Source organism: Kitasatospora sp. NPDC002543 (genome assembly GCF_053594915.1).
Map to the genome: position 1 here is coordinate 141,479 of NZ_JBSFWR010000003.1, position 12,955 is coordinate 154,433.

The following is a 12,955-nucleotide window of genomic DNA, read 5'->3' on the forward strand; positions in this document are numbered from 1 at the left end:
CCCACCCGGCGCGGCGGCGGCGAACGGAACGGCCGGCGGCACCGGCGGCGGCTCGTACAGGGCGGCGGGACCGGGCGGGTGTTCCTCCGCCGGGAGGCGCGGCGGCGGCGGTACGGCGTCCCAGGGACCCGAGTCCGCTGCCGGGTCGGGACCTCCGGAAACCGCTGTCGTCTCCGCCATCTCCTGGTCACCGCCCCGCCCCGCCGCTCCCGCGGCGTCTGATGCCCTCGCCTGCGTGGTGCCTGCCACCACACTCCGTGCGCGCCACCCTACGAGATCCCGGCTCGCCCCTTCCAGGCCGGGTGGCCGATCGGCGCGCCACACCGTCAAGCCCCGCTAAAGTGCCGTCATGATCGGTGCCGACCGCCCGTTGCTGTTCCTCGACGTGGACGGCCCGCTGATCCCCTTCGGCGACCCGCCCCCGGGCGGCTACCCCCTCCACCGCAGCCCGTACGTCCCGCGCGGCACGGTACCCGGCGGGAACCCGCTGATCGCCCGCGTGGACCCGGAGTTGGGGCGCCGGCTGCTGGCCCTGCCGGGCGAACCGGTGTGGGCCACCACCTGGCTGGAGGACGCCAACGAGTGCCTCGCGCCCTGGCTCGGACTGCCCCGACTGCCCGTCGTGGACTGGCCGGTGGAGGACACGGACCCGACGGACCCGACGGACCCGACTGACCGGCCGGACGGGCCGGAGGATCTGCACTGGAAGACCCGTACGCTCGTCGCCTGGGCGGACGGCCGGCCGTTCGCCTGGGTGGACGACGAGATCACCCGGGCCGACAGCCGCTGGGTCGCGGCCCACTCCCCCGCCCGCGCCCTGCTCCACCGGGTGGACCCCCGACGCGGGCTCACCGAGGCGGACTTCACCGCCCTCGACGCCTGGCTCCGCACGGCCTGACCGGACACCGACCGCCAGGCCTGGGCCACTCACCCCCACCGGCATCCGTACGGAACCCTCGCACGACCACCACATCCGCCACCGGCCCGCCGGCCCGTCGGCCCGTCAACACGACCGCCCGGCCGCCCTCGTGGGGGCGGCCGGGCGGTCGGCGGTCCGGCTCAGGAGCCCGCGAGCAGGTCCCGCAGCAGTGCGACGGTGTCGGCGTCCAGGTCCCGTCCGGTACGGCGGCTGAGCGCGTCCAACCGGTTGACCGCGCGCAGGAGTTGGTCCCGGGCGCCGGCCGAGGCGTAGGCGTAGAAGAGGTCCCGGTGCAGCAGTTCGACGTCCGGGGCGACGGCGAGGCCGCGGAAGACGGCGGCCTCGGCGCTGCGGTGGTCGCCGTACTGCAGGCGGCGGGCGGCCAGTTCGTGCGCCGTGTCGACGATCGCCGCGATCATGTCCTGCCGCTCGGCCTCGGCCCAGCCGTACGAGGCCGGCGGGGCCTCGGCGAACGGCGCGCCCCGGACCAGGGCCAGGGCGTGGGCGAGGGCCGCGTCGGCGGTGGCACTGGTGCTGCGCATGCCGCGCCGGTAGAGGCCGCGGAACTCGTCCCAGTCGCAGGTGACCGTCGGGGCGAAGGAGTAGCCCTCGGTCCCCTCCGTGGGCAGGAACGCACGCCCCTCAGCCGAGGTGCCGAACCAGGCGGCCAGGTCGGCGAGTTTGTCCGGCAGCGGGCTCTTGGCGTCGGCCGTGGTGGGGTGCGGGTCGAGGTGCGCCGCGCCGGGGTGCAGGTCGTGGTCGAGCGCCTGGAGGTCGGACCCCGGACGAAGCGCCAGGTAGACGGCCAGCTCGGTGAGCCGGGGCAGCGCGCCGGGTGCGGCGTCGCCGAGGATCCCGGCGACGTCCACCGGGCCGAGCAACCGGATCCGGGGCGCGTTGCGCGGGGCGTGCGCCTCCGGGGACCGGAGGATCGCGAGCAGGTCGTCGCTGTCGCTGCGGCCGGGCGTCGTCCGGGCGACCGGGGCGACGGCCGCGGGGCCGGGCTCGACGGCCGGCTCCGGCCGCTCCGTACCGGTGGCGTCCACGGGATCGACGGTCGTCGCGGTACCGGCGGGCCCGGTTCCGAGGGCGACGGCGGGGCCGGGAACGGACTCCGACCCCGGTTCCGCGGCCGCCTTCGACACGGCCGGCCCGCCCTCACCCGGTTCCGCCGCCACGGCCGCCTCCGCAGCCTGCGACGAGACCGGCTGCGCCGAGGCGGACTGCGACGAGGCGGGCCGCGGCACGACCGGCTGGACGGCGAGCACGACCGTCGCCGTGGACTCCGAGGAGGTGTCCCCCGGCTCGGCCGCCCCCTCGCCCTCCGGCGGGCCGGGCCGCCGCAGGTCGCGGGTGGTCTCGTCGGTGGCCGCCTGCCGTCCCTGCCCGTTGACGACGAACCGGGCCGGACCGGCGGGTACCGGAGCCGGACCGGAAGCCGTCGCCGCCCCCGCACCCGCACCCGAAACCGGAGCGGGCGTCACCGGATCGGTGCCCGCGAACGGGCTGGCCCCGGTGCCGATGACCCGGGCGAGCAGCCGGGGACCGGCGGCCGCGTCCGAGCCCTCCCCCGCACCGCCGCCGGCCGGAGCCCCGCCGACCGACGCCCCATTCGACGCCCCACTCGACGCCACGACCGACGCTCCGCCGGCCGCGGCCTCGCCGACCGACGCCGCGATGGCCACCGGGGCCCCGACGGCGGCCAGCACCGGTACCGGGGCGGGCAGTTCGGTGGTGTCGGGGTCGTCCTCCGGCCCGTCCAGCGTCCAGGCCGGGGCCGGGTGCTGGGTGGTGTCGTCGGCGACCCGGAGCAGTTCGGCGACCTGCTCGTACTGCTGCCCGCTGAGCCGCTGCAGCTCGACGGTGAGGTGCAGGCCCGGGATCGCGGCCTGGCCGGAGGTCGGCAGGGTCCAGCGGGCGACCGGGCCGGTGCCCCGCTCGGGGGCGCGGGTGACGACGGCGACGCAGGTGCGCGGTCGGGCGTCGAGCAGGCGTCCGAGCTCGGCGGGGACGTCCCCGCCGGGCTGGTGGGCGCAGAGCACGATCTCGGGCGTCCAGGACTCGTCGGCCTGGCCTCGGCTGCGGGCCTCGCGCGGGCTGGTGGCCTCGGCGGCGACCAGGGTGGCACGGGCCTTGGCGGTGCGCGGGCCGAGGGCGGCGAGCGCGGCCTCCAGGGTGGGGTGGCGGTGCACGCGTTCGGCGGCCGGGCCGGTGATCGGCACCTCCTCGGCGAGGTCCACCAGGTGCAGGTGGAGCCGGTCGGCGAGCGGGCTGTGGGCCAGTTCGACGGCGAGGGTGCGCAGCACGTCGCGGGCGTCGTCCGGGTGGCCGGACAGGTGGAGCAGCCGGACGGCCTCCAGGTCGGCGAGGACCACCGAGCCGTCCGGCGAGGTGCCGAGCGTGACCAGCGCGGGGTACGGGGCGGCGGTCTTCCGGGCCTGGGCCGGGCTGAGCAGGTCGCCCGAGTCGGCGCTGCACCACCACACGTTGGCGGCGTGCGCGGCGCGGAACGGCGCGATCGGGGTGGCCGGGCCGGACAGGTGCAGTTCGACGGTCTCGCCCTGGGTGATCCGGGCCGCGACGATGGCCGGCAGCCGCTTGCCGCCGCGCACGGTGTTGCGGGCCAGGGTGCGCAGGGCGCGGTCCAGCAGGTCCAGTCCGGCCTGGTCCTGCCGGGCCAGCAGCTCGTTCTCGAAGGCGGCGGCCTCGGCGTCGGGCATCGCGATGCGGTGCCGGGGGCGACGGGCACGCTGCTGGGTGCCGCGCTTGTGGGCGACGGTGCCGATCATGATGGCGGCGAGCAGGACGCCGACGGTGGAGGCCGAGAGTGCGACGGTGTAGTCGTCACTGGGGGCCGGGTCGGCGTGGGCGGCGGGCGCGTGAGCCGGCGCGTGGGCGGGCGTGGGCGCCGGGGCCGACTTCGGCGCGCCCTGCGAGGGGGCGCCCGGTGCCGGGGTCTGCGCCGGAGCCTGGTCGGCGGGCGCGGGCGCGGGGGCCGGAGCCGGAGCCGGGGCCTGGTCGGCCGGCGCGGGGGCCTGGTCGGCCGGCGCCGGTGCGGGGGCCGGAGCGGCACCCGCCGCCCCCGGCACCGTGAGCACCATCCCCGGCACCACCACGTCCGGGTTCGTCAGCTGCTCCCCGTCCGGGGCCCGTACCCCCTTGTTCGCGTCGAACAGCTGCGGCCACTGCTCGCCGTCCCCCAGCTCCCGCTGGGCGATGGCCGACAGGCTCTCGCCCGCCTGGACGGTGACGGTCCGCTGGGCCGCGGAGCCGCCCGCACCACCGGGGCCGCCGGCCTCCGCCCCGGACTGCGGAACGTTCTGCGGCGCCCCCTGCGCGGCGCCTCCGGAGGGAGCCGGGGCGGGGTCCGGCGCGGGCGTCCTCGCCTCGTCCGGCTTGGCGTCCGCCGGCATCAGCAGCTCCCAGCCGGGCTGGATCGGCCGCTCGGCGTCGAAGCGGATGCCCGAATCGCCCATCACCCGGCCGTCGTTGAGCTTGGCGATCTCCACCCAGCGCTCCCCCGAGCCCAGTTGGCGCTCGGCGATGGACCACAGGCTGTCGGCCGGGCGGGCGTCCCGCACGGTGTACGTGGACTGCTGCTCGGCGGCCGGGGTCAGGGCCGGCGCGGCCTGCGCGGCGGGCAGGGCGGCGCGCTGCACGCCGGGCGCCAACTGCGCCTGGGCGACCGGGCTGTGGGTCAGTTCGGGGACGGCCGCAAAGGCCGATCCGGCCACCGGCAGCAGTGCGAGCACCGAGCCGACCAGTCCGGCCGCGAGCCGCTGGCTCCAGCCGAAGGCCGGGATCCGGCGGGCGATCCGGCCGCGCAACTGGGCGGGGATCTCCAGCAGGACGGAGAGCGCGAAGCAGGCCCAGGCGATCCAGCCGACCACCACCAGCGCCCACAGGAACAGGCTTCCGTCGTCCGGACTGGTGAGCGCCTCGCCCACGCCGCCCGAGGCGACCTCGCCCATCCCGGCGACCGCCTCGGTGCCGTACAGCAGGAGCACGGGGACGCCGACCAGCAGGGCGAGCAGGGCGACCAGCGCACCGAGCGCGGTGATCACGGCACGGCCGCGCCCGCGGGGTGGTCGGGGCGCCGGGGCGGCGGGCCTTCGGGCGCCGCCGGCGCGATGGGACGTCCCGGCCCGGCCGGAGCGGGCCTGGTCGGTGCGGGCCCTGGCGTTACGGGCCTGGTCCTTGGCACGTGGCGCGGCCATCAGTCGGTCTCCGCTTTCTCGACTCCGTGGACGAGGGTCGCACTGCCCTTGCCCGTTACCTTCCGTTCCCCGAGGGCTCCCAGCAGGACCGGGTGGTAGTCGGCCCGCACGGTGACGGTGACGACCTTGCCGTCACCGGAGAACTCGATGTCGCCCGCCCGCAGGCCGTACAGGCCCAGGTAGGCGTCGGCGGCGTCCCGCACGTACTTCTCCTGGACCTTGAAGCCCTTGCCCTGCAGGACGGCCGCCTGGTCGAGCTGCTGGCCGCCGACCCGCGCGGCCTCCAGGGCGTAGGCGTCGGTCCGCTCGGCGACCCGCAGCCGGCCGCCGGCGTCGATCACCAGGGCGATGACGAGCACGACGTAGGCCGCGCAGATCGCCACGAAGAGGGCCACCGCGCCCCGGTCGGACCGGCGCGCCGACAGCCGTCGCCGCAGACGGCTCACCACTTCCGTCCCCTCCCCCCACTTCGCACGATGCTCTCCCCACCGGCCCCCACCGGGCGCCGCTCGGTACCGTTGTGTCATCCCCCGGGCGCTCTCCGCTTGCGTCTCCCCCGCACGGGCCGTCTCCAATCCACCGTCTTCCGGGTGACGGCACCGCGCGCCGTCAGGTGCCCCGGTAACGGTCCACCACCGAGGTGAACTCGCCGACGAGGTGCTTCGTCACGGGCACCCCGGACGGTCCGCCGAGCAGGTCGGCCAGTTCCACGTCGCAGACCACCGTGACCGTGACGGTCGTGACCGGTCCGCCCGGCAGGTTGAGCGTCCCCTTGGCGACCCGGACGTCCCCGTTGCGGCAGGACACGCCCTGCTGGCGCAGCGACGCGAGGGCGGAGTCCCTGGCCGGCTGGTCCATCCCGTCCACGCCGCGTTGCAGGGAGGCGGTCCGGGCCCCGGCCCGGGCGGCGGCCTCCACGGTGCCGGCCGTGGTCTGCACCCGCCCGGCGGCGACGGCCACCAGGACCAGTCCGACCACGCCCGGCACGACGATGGCCGCCTCGATCGCGATCCCGCCGCGGTCCCTCCGGCCCGGCCGGAGGCGGAGCCGAAGCCGCCGCCCCTGTCCCTCGCTCCGCGCCTGCCGAGGCCCGAGTCGACGTCCGGGCAGCCGACGCCCCGACACCGGCGTCCCGCCCCTCACGGCTTCACCACCGGCGGTACGAAGCGCTCGCGCGGCGCCTCGGCGAACTGGGTGATGGCGGGCGCCTTCAGCCCGGGTATCAGCAGCGGCGGAGTGAGCTGCACAGTGACCCGGACGGTCTGCGCCGTACTGCCGTCGGTCCGCACCGCGTACCCGTGCACGCCCTGCCGGTCGAGGAAGTCACGGGCCTGCCGCTGGGCCGCCTCGTTCTTCTCGCCGTCCGTCGCGCCGCCCTGCACCCGCCCGGCGTCCACGCCCTCACGGGCGGCGGTGAGCGCGACCTGCCGGTCGTACCACCACAGCGCGGCCTGGACGACGAGCAGCAGGAGCAGCAGGACGACCGGGAAGACGATGGCCAGGCTCAGGCTCATCGACCCCCGGTCGCCCCTGCGGCGGAAAGCAGGACGCGTCACGGGGTGGCGCCGCCCGCGCCCGCGCCGCCCGGCATGTTCGGGTCCTGCTGGACCTTCTTGACGACCTTGTCCTTCAGCAGGTAGAGCGCGGTCGCCACGGCGCCGGCGACGAAGACCAACGCGATGATGGCCAGGGCGAGTTCGATGCTGATCGCGCCGCGGTCGCCGCGCGCGCGGGCGGCCCGCAGCCGACCGAGCCGCAGGGTGAACAGCAGCAGCGCGAACTGGACGGGTAGCAGGGCGGGTCGCAGCACCCGGTCTGCCAGCTGGGCGAGTCGTGCGGTCATCGGGATCTCCCGGGAGTGTGGCGGTGCGGTGTGGTGGTTGGTGCCGACTGCTCGGAGCGGCCTGTTACGGCTTTCGGGGGACGGAACGGGGCGTCGATCAAGGTCAGTTGAGCATCTGGTGCAGGGCGGGGAAGACGATCAGGACGGTCATCAGCAGGGTCAGCGCGGCCCCGGGTGCGACCATCCGCTCGCTGTCGGCGTTCGCCCGGGCGAGGTCCTCGGCGAGCAGCTCCCCGCGCAGGCCCTTGGCGCGGGCCCGCAGGGTGTCGTAGACGGCGGCGCCGTCGGTGCCGGACAGCCGCATGATGTCGGCCAGGTCCTGGAGCGGACTGAGCCCCAACTCCTCGGCCAGCGCGTCGAGTCCGGCCCACGGCGGGAGCCGGTCGGTGGCCGCCCGCTCCAGCGCGTCGCGGACCCGCCGGAACACCGCGCCCTGCCCGACCGCGGCGGCCCGGCGCAGCGCCTCGGCGGGGCCGCAGTCGGCGGCCCGCTCCATCGCGACGAGTTCCAGGTAGGCGGCGATGCCGTGCAGGTACTCGGTGCGCGCCTCCTTGGCCTCGCCGCGCACGATGGCGTCCGGGACGAACCAGAGCAGGCCGGCCAGCAGCGGCCCGGCGACCAGCGGCAGCGCGAACGGCAGGCCGACGTCCATCAGCACGGCCATCGCGCCCAGGTAGGCGGGCAGCATCAGGCCGAGCGCGGCGAACGTCAGTTTGTGCACCATGAAGCGGGCCGGGGCGCGGCCGATCAGGGAGAGTTCGCGGCGCGGGACGGAGACCCCGCGCAGGTGGACGGACCGCTCGCCGATCCGGTCGTACCAGCGGGGCCGCTCGTCCGGGTCCTGCTCGCGGTCGGCGGGGGTGGCGTGCAGCCGGTCCAGCGCCTGGCGCAGGTCCGGTGGCGCCGGCCGCAGTTCGGCGACCAGAAGGGCGAGGCCGCCGGCCGCGGCGGCGCCGGCCAGCACGGACCAGGGGGAGATCATCGGACCTCCCCGATCCGCTCGGCCGGCTCCGGCTCGGCCGCCGGCGCGGCGGACCGCCACCCGCTCCTGCTGCGCCGGTCCGGCGTCAGCAGCCGGGGCACCGGCGGGTGGGAGGCCAGCGCCCGCATCCAGGCGATGATCGCCACGAACAGGGCGGCGACCACCGCGAGCACCACCTGGCCGAGGAGGGTCCCGTAGGGCTTGGTGTACTCCGTGTTGAAGGAGCCGACGGCGACGACCAGCACGATGATGCCGACCAGCCAGCGGATGGTGGTCCGGTGCTTGGCCCGGTCGGCCTCGATGGCGCGGCGCTGGCGGACCTCCTCGCGCACCGAGTCGGCCATGTCGGAGAGGGTGCGGGCCAGGCCCGGGCCGCTGTCGCCGGCCCGCAGCACGAGCGCGGCGAGCACCTTGTCGGCGGTGGCGTCGGCGAGGCTGTCGGCGAAGGCGCGCAGCGCCTCCTCGGGCCGCCAGCGGGCCTGCAGCCGGGCGGCCAGCTCGCCGATCTCGTCCTCCAGGGCGGCCGGCGCGGTGCGGCGGCTGGTCACGATGGCCTGGTTCAGGCCGACGCCGAGCAGCAGCACGTCGGCGATCCGCTGGGTCCACTCGGAGAGCGCCTCCAGCCGCTCGATCCGGTGGGTGTCCGGGCGGGTGGTGTCGAACAGCCAGGGCAGGCCGAAGACGGCCAGCGGGACCAGCAGCGCGGTCAGCGGGATGCCGGTGAACAGCCAGGCCAGCGGTGCGCCGGCGAGCGCGAGCGGCAGTTGGACGCGGCGCAGCCGCACCATCCGGTGCGCGGCCGTACCGGGGGCGCCGTACCAGAACACGTGGAGGCGGCCGGCCAGCGGGTTGGCCGACGGCTCGGCCCCGCCCTCCTCGTCGGGCTCGCCGGGCTCGGTGCCGCGGGCCCAGGCCACCAGGGCGGCCAGGCCGCCCGCGACCGCCAGCCCGCACAGGGCGAAGAGCAGCATCACCGCGTGCCACCGCCGATCCGCAGCTGCAGCGGGGTGGCCCAGCTCCCGTACCGGGAACCGAGCAGCGAGGCGTCGAACCCGGCCCGGCGCAGGTCGTCCAGGCACTGCGGCGGGGTGTGCGGGACGGCCCGCGGCTCGCCGAGGTCCGGCCGGGGGCCGAAGACGGTGTTGAGCGCGGGCCGGCCGCTCTCCCCGAGGCCGGTGACCTCCAGGACGTGGGAGACGAAGCGGTGCCGGCGGCCGCCGACGGCGGTCTCGTCGACCATGGTGACGTGCACGATGAGGTCCAGGGCGTTGGCGGTGAGCCGGTAGGCGAGCGAGTCGGTCATGTGCGAGCCGTACTCCAGGCAGAGTTCGGCGATGCGGTCGACGACCATGTGCGGTCCGCGGGCGTGCAGGGTGCACATCGAGCCGCCCTCGCCGTTGGTCATCACCCGCAGCATCGGGACGACCTCGCCGGAGCGGACCTCCCCGACGATGATCCGGGAGAGCGTCATGCGCAGCGCGGCCGGGATGAGGTCGCCGATGCTCAACTCCCCGGCCAGGCGCCCCTCGACGCGCTCGCCGTTGCCCTCGCGGGCCTCCATCGGGACGACCTGGCGCAGGTGGCCGAGGGTGTGCAGCCAGAGCTCGAACTCCGACTCCAGGGTGCCGATCCGCTCGTCCGGCGGAATCTCGGCGGCCATCGCGCGCAGCAGGCTGGTCTTGCCGACGCCCTGGGTGCCGGTGATCATCACGTTCTTCCTGGCCCGGATCGCGGCGGCCAGGAAGGCGGCCAAGGTGGCGTCCAGGGTGCCGAGTTCGACCATCTCGGGCAGTGTCGCGGAGGCCACCCGGTGGCGTCGGATCGCCACGTACGGGCGGGGCGTCACCTCGGTGAGCGCCTGGAGGCGCATGCCGCCCTCCAGGCGCAGAGCGAGGGTCGGGCTGGCGGTGGACAGGCTGCGCTCGCCGCCGCCGTGCTGGCGGGCCAGGTCCTGGAGCAGTTCGACGAGTTCGGCGTCGCTGTCGGCCACCGGCGGCACCTGGCGCAGGGGCTGGTGCACTTTGGAGACCCAGACGTCGTCACAGCCGTTGATCAGGATGTTCTCGATCTCCGGGTCGTCCAGGTAGGGCTGGAGCCGGCCGGCCCGGAACAGCAGGTCGAAGACGGCCTCGGCGAGGGCGCGGTCCTGCTCCCGGGTGGGCGGGATGCCGTGGGTCTGCGCGTACGCGTCGGACCACCGGGCGACGGACTCCTCGATCAGGGCCCGGCCGCGCTGGCGGCGGGTGGCGCGGTCCGGTTCGGCCCCGGAGGCGGCGGTCAACCGGGTGATCTGCTGGTGCAGTTCGGCCGCGACCTGGCGCTTGAGCTCGCGCGCGACCTGGGGGTCGACGGCGGGCCGGGTGGCGGCGCCGCGCAGGTCCAGCGAAGGCAGCTGGGAGGGTACGGCGGTGGGCCCGGCCGCACCGGGCGGGACGGGCTGCGCGGCGGCGGGCTGCGCGGCGGCGGGCTGGGGCGCGACCGGGCCGGGCTGGTACCCGTACGGCGGGGCGACGGGGCCGGGGGCGGCCGCCGGCACCGCCCAGGGCAGCGCGGCCGGATCGGAAGCGGGACGCTGGTGCAGGGGGCTACCGCGCACGGAGCACCTCCCCGGGGTCGTGCGGGTACGGCCCGTTCACGTCGTCCTGACGGTTCGTCACCACTGGTTGCTGGAGCGCGTACTGGTCGTCCTGCTCGCCGTACGGCGCGGGCTGGACGTGTGCCGGGAACGGCGCCGGCGCGGCCGGCTGCGGCGCCAGCCCGGCCAGCGGCGCCACCGGCCCGGTGGTGATCACCGGCGGGACGGGCTGCGGCGGGGCGTACGAGGGCTGTTCGCCCACGGCCGCGTCGTACCCGCCCGGGGCGTACGGGCCGTACGGGGCCTGGCCCTGGCCGTCCTGCCGGTAGTACCCCTGCCGGCCGTACCCGGGCCGGCCGCCGGGCCCGCCCGCACCGTGGGCCGGCTGCCCGTGGGCCGACTGCCCGTGACCGGGCTGCCCGTACGGGCCCTGGGCGGGCACGGGAGAGGGCGCGGGCACGGGAGAGGGTGCGGGCACGGGAGAGGGTGCGGGCACCGCCGGCTGCGGCGCCACCGGCACGGGCCCGGTCGGTATCGACGAGGCCGGCCCCGGCGCGGCCGGGACCGGAGGCGTCGGCCCCGGAGGCATGGCCACCGCCGCCGCGACCGGGGCCGGGGCCGGGCCGCCCGCCGTCAGCTGGGCCGGTGCCGCGTCCTGCACCGCGCCCGGCGCGAGCCGCTGGCGCCGACGGCGGATCAGCAGCTGCACCTCGTCCGCCGCCGACCGCGCCGTGCGCATCAGCTCCGAGCGGATGAACCGCCGGTCGGTGGTGTCCCCGCCGTCGGAGAGCACCTTGGCCGTCCGGGTGGCGTGCGGCAGCACCCCGAGCACCGGCAGCCCGAGCTCGCGGGACACCTCCGCCCGCGTGTACGGCCCCTCGGCGACCAGCAGCAGCCCGAGCGCGTCCGTCCCGGTGCCGGCGGAGGCCAGGTCCTCGGCCAGGGCGGCGAGCCGGGGCCGGACCGAGCTCAGCCCGCGCAGCGTGGTGCGCACGGTCGCCACCACCGCGTCAGCGCGGCGGGCCAGCACCGCGCTGTGGCCGGTGGCGCCGGAGCGGCCGAGGTCCACGATGACGTCGTAGCCCTGCTGCTCCACTCCGTGCAGCAGGTCCGCGAGCGGCTCCCAGGTGTAGGCGAGGCCGGGCGCCTGGGTGGGGTCGGTCAGCCCGGGCAGAAGCAGCCGTTCGGCGTTGCCCTCGGGCGAGAGGTCGATGAGCTGTTCCCAGATGGTTCGGGCGAGCAGCCCGCGCCGGTCGGCGACGGCGAGGTTGCGCAGCCCGTACACCGCCTCGACCCGCCCCTCCAGGGCGCCGGCGAGCACCGCGCCGCCGTCCGGGTCGGCCTCGACCAGCAGGACCCGCCGACCGGGCGACAGCGGCCAGGACAGCAGCAGCGCCAGGGCGGTGGTGGTCGCACCCGGCGCACCCGGGCCGCCGACCACCGCGATCACGGCCATCAGGCACCGCCCGTCGGTGCCGGGGCCCCGGGCGTGCCGCCGCCCGGGGTGGCGGCACCCGGCGTGCCGGGCGCACCGGCGGCGGCCGAGGGCGCACCGCTCGGCGCCGGGGCCGGGGCGGCGCCGGGCCCGCCCGTCGCCCCGCCGCGCGGCGCGAGCAGCACCTGGATGCGCCCGCTCGCCACCCACTGCGCCAGCCGGGGTCCGTCCGCGGTGCCGACCGCCACGTCGATCACCTGGCTGCCGTCGGTGTCCACCCGGCCGACGGTGATGACGGTGGCGGGCAGGGAGTCGGCCCGGCCGTTGTCGGGGGTGAAGACGATCACCAGCTGCACGCCGGGCTGGAGCCGGCTGGCCGGCAGCTGGCTGCGCTTGGCCGACACCCCGACCACGATCTGGCCGGGCTGCACCGACAGGCCCTGCGCGAGGTCGGAACCGGTGAGCATCGCCCCGCGCTTGAGGTCGGTGGCGGCCCGCATGCCGACCGCCCTCGCCCGGTCCTGGGCCGACACCGGGTGCAGCGCCGGGTCCCCCGCGATCCGGGCGATCACCAGGTCGTCCTCGGTGATCACCTGCCCCCAGGGCACGTCCCGGGCCAGCGCCAGCACCGCGACCCGCTGGCCGGTGCTGTTGTAGAGGACGGCCCCGCCCAGCCCGCCGGCCGCGATCAGCGCGACCGCCATCGCCAGCACCGCCGGGCGGCGCCGCCGCGCCCGCATGGTCCGCCCGGGAGCGTGCGGCACCGCCCGTCCCCGGCCCTTGCCCGGGCCGCCCTGCTCCGGCTGCTCCGGGAGTGCCACGGACGCCGCCGCGCCCGCGGAGGTGCCGGATCCCGGCGTCGCGAACGTACGGTTCTCCACCGGGTTCCGCCCTTCCCTCGTTCGTCTCTGCTCGTCTGGCTGGTCAGTGTGCGCATCGCCGCACCGGCGCGGTCAGTCGATCGCGGTCGGTCGATCGCGACCG

11 protein-coding genes are annotated in these 12,955 nt (G+C 76.9%); 1 reads left to right on the forward strand and 10 read right to left on the reverse strand.

Annotation, left to right across the window (positions count from 1 at the left end; genetic code table 11):
• The first annotated feature begins 349 nt into the window (after positions 1-349).
• Positions 350-898 carry an HAD domain-containing protein gene (locus ACWD4P_RS02655; protein ID WP_449778315.1) on the forward strand — a complete coding sequence of 183 codons (549 nt, stop codon included), beginning with the start codon at positions 350-352 and terminating at the stop codon, positions 896-898.
• Between the two features lie 161 nt (positions 899-1,059).
• Here the strand turns inward: ACWD4P_RS02655 and ACWD4P_RS02660 are convergent, their stop codons facing one another.
• From ACWD4P_RS02660 to ACWD4P_RS02705, 10 genes are all read right to left on the reverse strand, one after another.
• Entirely contained in the window at positions 1,060-5,136 is a 4,077-nt protein-coding gene (locus ACWD4P_RS02660; protein WP_449778316.1) for a LysM peptidoglycan-binding domain-containing protein, read from the reverse strand.
• Entirely contained in the window at positions 5,136-5,582 is a 447-nt protein-coding gene (locus ACWD4P_RS02665; protein ID WP_449778317.1) for a hypothetical protein, read from the reverse strand. The genes ACWD4P_RS02660 and ACWD4P_RS02665 overlap by 1 nt, the downstream gene beginning before the upstream one ends.
• Positions 5,583-5,745: 163 nt before the next feature.
• Positions 5,746-6,114 carry a pilus assembly protein gene (locus ACWD4P_RS02670; RefSeq protein WP_449778318.1) on the reverse strand — a complete coding sequence of 123 codons (369 nt, stop codon included), beginning with the start codon at positions 6,112-6,114 and terminating at the stop codon, positions 5,746-5,748.
• 161 nt (positions 6,115-6,275) lie between these two features.
• A complete protein-coding gene (locus ACWD4P_RS02675) occupies positions 6,276-6,650 on the reverse strand; it encodes a TadE/TadG family type IV pilus assembly protein (protein ID WP_359829133.1) in 375 nt (124 codons plus the stop codon).
• A 38-nt stretch (positions 6,651-6,688) separates the two neighbouring features.
• The gene (locus tag ACWD4P_RS02680) at positions 6,689-6,979 is read right to left on the reverse strand and encodes a hypothetical protein (RefSeq protein WP_449778319.1); all 291 of its coding nucleotides are present in this window, start codon (positions 6,977-6,979) and stop codon (positions 6,689-6,691) included.
• Between the two features lie 103 nt (positions 6,980-7,082).
• Positions 7,083-7,961, reverse strand: a complete 879-nt coding sequence (locus ACWD4P_RS02685; protein WP_449778320.1) for a hypothetical protein — start codon at positions 7,959-7,961, stop codon at positions 7,083-7,085.
• Positions 7,958-8,932: a type II secretion system F family protein gene (locus ACWD4P_RS02690; RefSeq protein ID WP_449778321.1), complete on the reverse strand. Its 975-nt coding sequence runs from the start codon at positions 8,930-8,932 to the stop codon at positions 7,958-7,960. Before ACWD4P_RS02690 ends, ACWD4P_RS02685 begins: the two co-directional genes overlap by 4 nt.
• A complete protein-coding gene (locus ACWD4P_RS02695) occupies positions 8,932-10,557 on the reverse strand; it encodes a CpaF family protein (protein ID WP_449778322.1) in 1,626 nt (541 codons plus the stop codon). The genes ACWD4P_RS02690 and ACWD4P_RS02695 overlap by 1 nt, the downstream gene beginning before the upstream one ends.
• A complete protein-coding gene (locus ACWD4P_RS02700) occupies positions 10,547-11,992 on the reverse strand; it encodes a hypothetical protein (protein ID WP_449778323.1) in 1,446 nt (481 codons plus the stop codon). The genes ACWD4P_RS02695 and ACWD4P_RS02700 overlap by 11 nt, the downstream gene beginning before the upstream one ends.
• Positions 11,992-12,852 (reverse strand): SAF domain-containing protein, encoded by an 861-nt coding sequence (locus tag ACWD4P_RS02705; protein WP_449778324.1) that lies wholly within the window; start codon positions 12,850-12,852, stop codon positions 11,992-11,994. Before ACWD4P_RS02705 ends, ACWD4P_RS02700 begins: the two co-directional genes overlap by 1 nt.
• Between the last annotated feature and the right edge of the window lie 103 nt (positions 12,853-12,955).

Excerpts from the sequence above, each read along its gene's own strand:
- ACWD4P_RS02655 (WP_449778315.1), top strand. The coding sequence starts at position 350 with ATGATCGGTGCCGACCGCCCGTTGCTGTTCCTCGACGTGGACGGCCCG.
- ACWD4P_RS02660 (WP_449778316.1), bottom strand. The coding sequence starts at position 5,136 with ATGGCCGCGCCACGTGCCAAGGACCAGGCCCGTAACGCCAGGGCCCGC.
- ACWD4P_RS02675 (WP_359829133.1), bottom strand. The coding sequence starts at position 6,650 with ATGAGCCTGAGCCTGGCCATCGTCTTCCCGGTCGTCCTGCTGCTCCTG.
- ACWD4P_RS02680 (WP_449778319.1), bottom strand. The coding sequence starts at position 6,979 with ATGACCGCACGACTCGCCCAGCTGGCAGACCGGGTGCTGCGACCCGCC.
- ACWD4P_RS02685 (WP_449778320.1), bottom strand. The coding sequence starts at position 7,961 with ATGATCTCCCCCTGGTCCGTGCTGGCCGGCGCCGCCGCGGCCGGCGGC.
- ACWD4P_RS02690 (WP_449778321.1), bottom strand. The coding sequence starts at position 8,932 with ATGCTGCTCTTCGCCCTGTGCGGGCTGGCGGTCGCGGGCGGCCTGGCC.
- ACWD4P_RS02700 (WP_449778323.1), bottom strand. The coding sequence starts at position 11,992 with ATGGCCGTGATCGCGGTGGTCGGCGGCCCGGGTGCGCCGGGTGCGACC.